This is a genomic window from Micromonospora sp. S4605 (assembly GCF_003176715.1).
GTDB classification, from domain to species: Bacteria; Actinomycetota; Actinomycetes; order Mycobacteriales; family Micromonosporaceae; genus Micromonospora; species Micromonospora echinaurantiaca.
On record NZ_QGSW01000277.1, the window covers coordinates 20,666 to 29,669 of the forward strand.

Annotated in this window: 6 protein-coding genes; 5 read left to right on the forward strand and 1 reads right to left on the reverse strand. The window is 74.7% G+C overall.

All coding sequences use genetic code 11. The features are described from left to right. The first annotated feature begins 7 nt into the window (after positions 1–7). A complete protein-coding gene (locus tag DLJ47_RS24860) occupies positions 8–2,104 on the forward strand; it encodes an alpha-1,4-glucan--maltose-1-phosphate maltosyltransferase (protein WP_109903296.1) in 2,097 nt (698 codons plus the stop codon). After that, complete coding sequence (glgB, locus tag DLJ47_RS24865) at positions 2,092–4,194, forward strand: 1,4-alpha-glucan branching protein GlgB (protein ID WP_109903298.1); 2,103 nt, start codon at positions 2,092–2,094, stop codon at positions 4,192–4,194. The genes DLJ47_RS24860 and glgB overlap by 13 nt, the downstream gene beginning before the upstream one ends. A 214-nt stretch (positions 4,195–4,408) precedes the next feature. On the opposite strand, the gene DLJ47_RS24870 is transcribed toward glgB, so the two are convergent. Further along, a complete protein-coding gene (locus DLJ47_RS24870) occupies positions 4,409–5,449 on the reverse strand; it encodes an App1 family protein (protein ID WP_109903300.1) in 1,041 nt (346 codons plus the stop codon). Positions 5,450–5,587: 138 nt separating this feature from the next. Between DLJ47_RS24870 and DLJ47_RS24875 the strand changes: the two genes are divergently transcribed. The 3 genes from DLJ47_RS24875 (at position 5,588) to DLJ47_RS24885 (ending at position 8,812) form a co-directional block, all read left to right on the forward strand. Then, on the forward strand, positions 5,588–7,201 hold the full coding sequence (locus DLJ47_RS24875) for a hypothetical protein (RefSeq protein ID WP_109903302.1): 1,614 nt from the start codon (positions 5,588–5,590) through the stop codon (positions 7,199–7,201). Positions 7,202–7,259: 58 nt separating this feature from the next. Next, positions 7,260–8,054, forward strand: coding sequence for a peroxide stress protein YaaA (gene yaaA, locus DLJ47_RS24880; RefSeq protein ID WP_109903304.1), 795 nt, complete (start codon positions 7,260–7,262; stop codon positions 8,052–8,054). A gap of 98 nt (positions 8,055–8,152) precedes the next feature. Beyond that, on the forward strand, positions 8,153–8,812 hold the full coding sequence (locus tag DLJ47_RS24885; RefSeq protein ID WP_199235997.1) for a hypothetical protein: 660 nt from the start codon (positions 8,153–8,155) through the stop codon (positions 8,810–8,812). The last annotated feature ends 192 nt before the right edge of the window (positions 8,813–9,004 follow it).

A 9,004-nucleotide genomic window follows, 5' to 3' on the forward strand; every position in this document is an offset into this window, starting at 1 on the left:
TGGCGGGGTGACTGGACGGTTCCCGATCGAAGACGTCTCCCCCGTCGTCTCGTGCGGTCGCTACCCGGCCAAGGCCGTGGTCGGCGAGGCGGTGCCGGTCGCGGCGCGGGCCTACCGCGAGGGCCACGACGCGCTCGGCTGCAACGTGGTCTGGCGTGGCCCCGACGGGCAGCCACGCCCGTTCACCCGGATGCGCCCGGGCGAGCCCGGCCAGGACCGCTGGCACGCCACCATCCACCCGGACACGGTCGGCACCTGGACCTTCGCCGTCCAGGCGTTCCAGGATCCGTACCTCACCTGGCAGAACGCGGTCAGCAAGAAGATCGCCGCCGGTCAGGGCGCGGCCGAGCTGGCCAACGACCTGGCCGAGGGGGCCCGGGTGCTGACGGCGGCGCTGAAGCTGGTGCCGGCCGCCGACCGGGACCGGGTCCGCGCGGCGGCGGAGGCGCTGCGCGACGACGAGGTCGACCTGCCCCGGCGGGTCGTCCCCGCCCTCGACCTGGCCGGGCTGCTCTGGGAGCACCCGGTGCGCGAACTGGTCACCACCGGGGAGGAGCACCAACTCTGGGTGGACCGGGAGCGCGCCCTCTTCTCCGCCTGGTACGAGTTCTTCCCCCGCTCGGAGGGGGCGATCCCGGCCACCGTCGACGCGCCGGCCCGCTCCGGCACCTTCGCCACCGCCACCGAACGCCTGCCCGGCGTCGCCGCGATGGGCTTCGACGTGCTCTACCTGCCGCCGATCCACCCGATCGGCCGGATCAACCGCAAGGGCCGCAACAACTCGCTCACCGCCGGGCCGGACGACGTCGGCTCGCCCTGGGCGATCGGCGCCGAGGAGGGCGGGCACGACGCCATCCACCCCGACCTGGGTACGGCCGAGGACTTCCGGGACTTCATCGCCGCCGCCGCCGAGCAGGGCCTGGAGGTGGCGATGGACCTGGCGTTGCAGTGCGCGCCGGACCACCCCTGGGTGGCCGAGCACCCGGAGTGGTTCACCACCCGGGCCGACGGCACCATCGCGTACGCGGAGAACCCGCCGAAGAAGTACCAGGACATCTACCCGCTGAACTTCGACAACGACCCGGAGGGGATCCGCGCGGAGATCCTGCGGGTGGTGCTGCACTGGGTCGGCGAGGGGATCCGGATCTTCCGGGTGGACAACCCGCACACCAAGCCGTTCGACTTCTGGCACTGGCTGATCTGGCAGGTCAAGCAGGTCGACCCGGACGTGCTCTTCCTCGCCGAGGCGTTCACCCGGCCGGCGATCATGCACGGGCTCGGCAAGATCGGCTTCACCCAGTCGTACACCTACTTCACCTGGCGCACCTCGGCGGCCGAGATGCGGGCGTACTGCGCGGAGCTGGTCGCGGCGGCCGACTACATGCGACCGAACTTCTGGCCGAACACACCGGACATCCTGCACGAGTCGCTGCAGCACGGCGGCCCGCCGATGTTCAAGATCCGGGCGGTGCTGGCCGCCCTGCTCTCCCCTTCCTGGGGCATGTACGCCGGCTACGAGCTCTTCGAGCACGAAGCCCGCCCCGGCGCCGAGGAATACCTGGACAACGAGAAGTACGAGCTGCGCCCGCGGGACTGGGCCGGCGCGCAGGCGCAGGGCCGCTCGCTGGCCCCGTTCATCGCCACCCTCAACCGGGTCCGGCGGGACAACCCGGCCCTGCACCGGCTGCGCAACCTGGTCTTCCACGACATCGACAACCCGGCGCTGCTCTGCTGGTCCAAGCACGACCCGGACACCGGCAACGCGGTCATCGTGGTCTGCTCGTTCGACCCGGGCGAGGTGCAGTGGGGCAACACCACCCTGGACCTGCCCGCGCTCGGCTTCGACTGGCACGAGCGGTTCACCGTGCACGACGAGCTGACCGGCGCCCGGTACGAGTGGGGCCAGCGCAACGCGGTCCGTCTCGACCCGTACCTGCAACCCGCGCACGTGCTGACCGTGCGCCGCCCGACCGCTCCCGACACCCCACCCCCGGCGGTGGCGGCCCCGGCCGAGCTGACCGTCGCCGACGTGCCCGCCGACCTGTCGGGCGGCACCGCCCCCACCGCACCCGCGCAGGAGGACGACGCCCGATGGAGCAGCTGATCACCGGCGCGACGCACGACCCGCACGCCGTGCTCGGCGCGCACCCCGCCGACGGCCGGACCACCATCCGCACCCTGCGCCGGGGCGCCGGCGACGTGGCCGTCCTGGTCGGCGAGGAGCGGCACCCGATGAAGCGGGTGCACGACGCGGGCGTCTTCGAGGCGGCGGTGCCGGGCACCGTGCTCGACTACCGGCTGGAGGTCGACGGCAGCGTCCACGACGACCCCTACCGCTACCCGCCCACGCTGGGCGAGCTGGACCTGCACCTGATCGGCGAGGGCCGGCACGAGCGGCTTTGGGAGGCGCTCGGCGCCCGCGTCTTCGACGAGGGGGTCGCCTTCACGGTCTGGGCGCCGAACGCACGCGGGGTGCGGGTGGTCGGCGACTTCACCGGCTGGGCCCCGGACGACGGCTGGCCGATGCGCTCGCTCGGCGCCAGCGGGGTGTGGGAGGTGTTCGTGCCCGGCGTCCGGGTCGGCGCCCGGTACAAGTACCGGGTGCACGGCGCCGACGGGCAGTGGCGGGACAAGGCCGACCCGTTCGCCGCGTACGCGGAGGTGCCGCCGGCCACCGCGTCGGTGGTGCACCATTCCCGCTACGAGTGGTCCGACGCCGCCTGGCTGGAGCGGCGGGCCGCCCGCCGGCCGCACCAGGAGCCGATGAGCGTCTACGAGGTGCACCTGGGCTCCTGGCGGCCCGGCCTGGGCTACCGGGAACTGGCCGACGAGCTGACCGCGTACGTCACCGAGCTGGGTTTCACCCACGTGGAGTTCCTGCCGGTGATGGAGCACCCGTTCGGTGGCTCGTGGGGCTACCAGGTCACCGGCTACTACGCCCCGACCTCCCGATTCGGCGACCCGGACGACTTCCGCTACCTGGTGGATCGGCTGCACGGCGCCGGGATCGGGGTGATCCTGGACTGGGTGCCGGCGCACTTCCCCAAGGACGAGTGGGCGCTGGCCCGCTTCGACGGCACCCCGCTCTACGAGCACCCCGACCCGCGGCGGGGCGAGCACCCCGACTGGGGCACGTACGTCTTCGACTTCGGCCGCCGGGAGGTGCGCAACTTCCTGGTCGCCAACGCGCTCTACTGGTTGACGGAGTTCCACGTCGACGGGCTGCGGGTGGACGCGGTCGCCTCGATGCTCTACCTGGACTACTCCCGCCAGGAGGGGCAGTGGACGCCGAACGTGCACGGCGGCCGGGAGAACCTGGAGGCGATCGCGTTCCTCCAGGAGGTCAACGCCACCGTCTACAAGCACCACCCCGGGGTGGTGATGGTCGCCGAGGAGTCGACGGCCTGGCCGGGCGTGACCCGGTCGACCGCCGACGGCGGGCTCGGCTTCGGGTTCAAGTGGAACATGGGCTGGATGCACGACACCCTGCTCTACACCTCGAAGGACCCGATCTACCGGCAGCACCACCATCACCAGCTCACCTTCTCGCTGGCGTACGCGTGGAGCGAGAACTACGTGCTGCCGATCAGCCACGACGAGGTGGTGCACGGCAAGGGCTCGCTGGCCGGGAAGATGCCCGGCGACACCTGGCAGCGGCTGGCCAACCTGCGGGCGCTGCTGGCGTACATGTGGGCGCACCCGGGCAAGCAACTGCTCTTCATGGGCTGCGAGCTGGCCGACGACCGGGAGTGGAGCGAGGAGCGCGGACTGGACTGGTACCTGCTGCACGACCCGGCGCGGGCCGGGGTGCAGCGGCTGGTCGGCGACCTGAACACGGTCTACCGGGACACCCCGGCGCTCTGGGCGCAGGACACGGAGCCGGCCGGCTTCCGCTGGATCGCCGGTGACGACGTCGCCAACAACACCGTGTCGTTCGTCCGGATCGCCCCGGACGGCTCCACGCTGGTCTGCGTGGCGAACTTCTCCGCCCTGCCGCTGCGCGACTACCGGGTCGGGCTGCCGTCCGGCGGCACCTGGGCGGAGGTGCTCAACACCGACGCGGACCACTACGGCGGCTCGGGGGTGGGCAACCTGGGCGCGGTGCACGCCGAGGACGTGCCCTGGCACGCGATGCCGGCCTCCGCCGCGCTCCAGGTGCCCCCGCTGGGCGTGCTCTGGCTGCGACCGGCTTGACCGGGGCGGGCCTCCCGGCTCGCGCCGCGGCTGCCGACGATGCCCCTCAAGCCTGATACCTCAGAGTCATCAATATGCCTCTGAGGTATCAGGCTGGAAAGGGAAGTGCTGTCCAGGTCGGTCGCCCTGCGTCACCACGCCGCCGTCCCGCCGCGGCGCGACCGCAGGCCCCGGCAGGTCACCGCCGGGCGGCGAGCACCGGCTCGGACGTCCGTCAGACCAGGCCCGCCTCGCGCAGCAGCTTCCACAGCCCGGCGCCGTCCGGCGCGGAGAGCCACTTCTGCCCCACCGGCCCCTGCGACGAGGGCCCGGCCGGAGCCGGCAAAGTACCGGCCAGCACCGCCTGGGTCGGCGAGAGCCGACGGATCGCCACCCCGGCCACGTTCTCCGGGTGGGCGACCACGAACTCGCGGTAGATCTCCTGGTCGTGCTGGCCGTCGTCGCCGACCAGCAGCCACCGCACGTCGGGAAACTCCTTGGCCAGCCGGGCCAGGGTGACCCGCTTGTGCTCGCGGCCACTGCGGAACCACCGGTCGGCCGTCGGGCCCCAGTCGGTGAGCAGCAGCGGCCCGGCCGGGTAGAGGTGCCGGGACAGGAACCGGGTCAGCGTCGGCGCGACGTTCCACGCGCCGGTGGAGAGGTAGAAGACCGGCGCTCCCGGGTGCGCGGTGACCAGCCGCTCGTAGAGCACCGCCATGCCGGGCACCGCGGTGCGGGCGTGCTCGTCCAGGACGAACGTGTTCCACGCGGCGAGCAGCGGGCGGGGCAGCGCGGTGACCATGACCGTGTCGTCGATGTCGGAGATGACACCGAACCGGACGTCCGGGTCGAGGATGCGTACCGGCGCCTCCGCCGGCTCGGCGTCCGGCATGCTCAGCCGCACCGACCCCCAGCCGGGCGGCAGGTCGGCCGACACCACGGTGTCGATGAAGCCGCTGCGGTCGGCCTGCGCCTCGTGCCGCACCCCACCCGCCTCGATGGTCACCGTCACGTGCTTGGCGGGCAGGGTGGTGAAGCTGCGCCAGCCGCGCACCTTCTCCAGCCGGGCCCGCTGGCGGGTGTCCGGCCGGCCCAGCAGCACCCGGCACATCACCCGCACCCAACCCGGCGCGCCGTAGCCGGTGTACGCGATGATGTTGATCCGCCAGCCGGTGCGCCGCAGCCGGCGCTCGACCAGCTGGTGGATGGCGTCCTCGATCCGCGCGGCCCGGTGCAGGTGCGGTACGGCCAGCTGGCCGGCGGGAGTGGGTGGCACGTTTGCCACCCTGCCACACCCCGGCCAGGCCGGCCACGCGAGACGACCGCACCGCCCGGCGCCGGCTCCGCCGATCCGCCGCGCCCGGCCGGCCGTACGTGAAACACTCCGGTCGGGACGACGACGGGGGCGTTGGTCGTGTCGCAACCAGTGCGCAACCGGGAGCGTCGGCGCCCGCAGCTCGACCGGCCGGCGCTCGTCGCGCTGCTGTTCGGCCTGGTCGGGGTCGGCTACCGGCTCGTCCTGACGCTGCAGACCGTGCCCGTCTCCAACAGCGACGAGGCGACCTTCGGGCTGGCCGCGCTGCACATCGCCGAAGGCCGGGACCGCCCGGTCTTCCTGTACGGGCAGCGCTACATGGGGATGCTGGAGTCCTACCTGGCCGCGCCGCTGGTGGCGCTGGCCGGCCCGAGCTGGCCGGTGCTACGGCTGCCGCTGCTGGCGCTCTACGCGCTCTTCCTGTGGCTGATCCACCGGCTCACCCGGCGGATCGGCTCGCCGTGGTTCGCCACCTTCGTCGTCGGCCTGCTGGCGCTCGGCTCGGAGCGGGTGATCCGCGACCAGGTCACCGTGGTCGGCGGCCGGCCCGAGGTGAAGGCGGCGGTGCTGCTGATGCTGCTGATCGTGGTGGGGCTCGCGCGGCGTACGCTCCGCCACCGCCGGCTGGCCGTCGGGCTGTTCGGCCTGCTCGCCGGGGTGGCCGTCTGGTCGGACTGGCTGATCGTGCCGTACCTGGCGGCCGCCGGGCTGGCCCTGCTCTGGGTGCTCCGGCGGGAGCTGCTCGGCTGGGCCGGCGGACTGCTGCTGGTCGGCTTCGGGCTCGGCGTGGCGCCGATGGTCCGGGACAACCTGGTCGCTCCGCCCGGCGAGGACTCGGTGTCGGTGTTCCGCGAGATCAGCGCCGGAACCGGGGCCGTACCGCCGTGGTCCGAGCGGCTGCGCGGCGGGCTGCTGGAGGGGGTGCCGCTGGCCGGCGGGCTCTGCCCGGTCGACGGCTGCGCCCGCTGGCAGGAGTGGTTCGGGCTGCTTTACCCGGTGCTGCTGGTGGCCGCCGCGGCGGTGGCGGTGGTCGCGTACCGCCGCGGCGGCCCGCGCGGCCGGCGGGTCGGCCCGGTGGTGCAGCTCGCGCTGGTCGTCGGCGCCGCCGCCACCCTGGCGTCGTACCTGCGCAGCCCGCAGGCCGCCACCGACCCGCTGGGCAACGCGCGCTACCTGTCGGTGCTCCAGCTGTCGCTGCCGGCGGTGCTCTGGCCGCTCTGGCTGGCGGCGGTCGCCTGCTGGCGGGGCACGGTCGGGGTGGCCGGCCGGCTGACCGGCGCGCTCGCCACCGCCGCGCTGGCCGCGCTGGCCGCCACCACGCTCGTGGTCACCGTGCTCTTCGCCGCCGTCGGCACGGCGGCGTCGCGGACCGAGGAGCGGCAGGCCCGCGACCTGGCCGCCGCGGTGCGCGGCAGCGGCCTGCGCGAGGTGTACGCCGACTACTGGACCTGCAACCGGCTGGTCTTCAACACCGCCGAGGAGGTGGTCTGCGGGGTGCTCGACGGCCACCTCACCCCGGGGCAGAACCGGGTGCCGGCGTACTGGGACCGGGTGGGGCGGGCCGACCGGCCCGGCTACGTGGTCGAGGCCGGCTCGACCCTGGAGCGGCGGCTGCGCCGGCTGCTCGGCGACCGGGCCGACGCCGCGCTGATCACCGAGGCGGGCGGGTATCGCGTGTACCACCCGGCGGAGCCGGTGCGGCCGTGGCGGTAGGCCCGCCCCGTACGCTGACCGGGCCGGCCCGACCGCCGGCACGATCGAGGAGTCACCGATGCTCGTCCTGCTGCCACCCTCGGAGGGGAAGGCCGACGCCGGCACCGGCCGCCGGCTGGACCTGACCCGGCTCTCCCTGCCGGGGCTGACCCCGGCCCGGGAGGAGGTGCTGGCGGCCCTGGTCACCCTCGCCACCGGCGACCCGGAGACGGCGCGGGCCACGCTCGGGCTCAGCCCCGGGCAGGCCGGCGAGCTGCGGCGCAACGCCCGGCTGCGGGAGGCCGCCACGGCGCCCGCCGGCCGGATCTACACCGGGGTGCTCTACGAGGCGCTCGACCTGGCGTCGCTGCCCCCAGCGGCGCTGCGCGCGGCCCGCCGGTCGGTGCTGGTCAGCTCGGGTCTGTGGGGCGCGGTCCGGCTCACCGACCGGATCCCGCCCTACCGCTGCCCGATCGGGGTGAAGCTGCCCGGCGTCGGCGCGCTGGCGGCGTGGTGGCGGCGGGCGCTGGCGCCGGCGATGACCGAGGCGGCCGGCGACGGGCCGGTACTCGACCTGCGTTCCGGCGCGTACGCGGCGACCTGGACGCCCCGCGGCGAGCTGGCCGAGCGCACGGTGACCGTCCGGGTGCTGCACGAACGCGACGTCGACGGGGTGCCCGTCCGGTCCGTGGTGAGCCACTTCAACAAGGCGACCAAGGGCCGGCTGGTCCGTGACCTGCTGCTCGCCGGCGCCCGGCCGCGGACCGCCGACGGGTTGGTGACGGCGCTGCGCGACCTGAAGTACCCGGTGCTGGAGCAGCCCACGGCCACCGGACGGCCACGGGTGGTCGACGTGGTGGTCACCGAGCTGTAGGGCAGCCGCAAGATTTCCTCAAGGCTGGGGCGGATCGGTACCGCGGGGGCGGTCCACGGGTCACGGTAAGGGGACCCGACGCCCCACGAGGAGCGCCCCTGTTGGAACCGATCCTGCTCGACCGCCCCCGGCTGCCGGCGACGCCGCCGCCGCTGGACTGGCTGACCCTGGCCGACGCGTTCGAGGCCGCCTGCCTGCTGCGCTGCATGCCCCCACCGGCCGGGCACCGGCAGCCGCCCCCGCCGCACCGCAACGGCACGGTGGAGTTCAACCGGGAGGAGGCCGCCCAGCGGATGCGGCAGCTGCTCGCCCGCCTCGACGTCCCGGTGGAGCACGAGCTGGCCGTCGGCGGGCTGCGCCGCCGCTACGAACTGCACCGGCTCTCGGTGCCCCCGGAACACCGGCCGGCGTACGCCCGGCTACTGGAGGCCGGCTGGCGGCAGGGGCGGCGGGAACTGCTCGGCGGGCCGTTCCCCGGCGCCTCGATGCCGCGCCGGGTGTGGCGGCCGCGGCTGGCCGCGGCGGCCTGGCGGGCCGCCCTGCTGGCCGGCGGACGGCACGTCCGCCGGCACATCCTCGGCGTACGGCTGACCGACCGGGAACTCGCCGCCGTGCTGATCCGCGGCGCCGCCCTGCTGGACGTCCCGGCGCTGCTCCGCCCGGGCACCGGCTGCTTCCTGGTCAGCGTCGCCGACGGCCCCGACCGCCAGCGCATCCTGCACAGCACCGCCCTCGGGCCGGCCAACCGGGCCAGCTGAGCCCACCGGCCTCCCGGCGGTGGTGCCGCCCGGCAGCGCGGGCCCGGGCGCCCCGGGGCCCGTGCAGACGAACCGCCCGACCACTTGGGCCGGCCCGGGCTGCGGGCTTGCGTGCCGTCGCCCGCAGGGCGCAGAGTGCAGCCCGTGAGTCGATTCCGGTCCCGTCGCGCCCGCCCGCGCCCCGCCCGCCCG

Coding starts and splice junctions, on each gene's coding strand:
- glgB (WP_109903298.1), top strand. CDS start 2,092: ATGGAGCAGCTGATCACCGGCGCGACGCACGACCCGCACGCCGTGCTC.
- yaaA (WP_109903304.1), top strand. CDS start 7,260: ATGCTCGTCCTGCTGCCACCCTCGGAGGGGAAGGCCGACGCCGGCACC.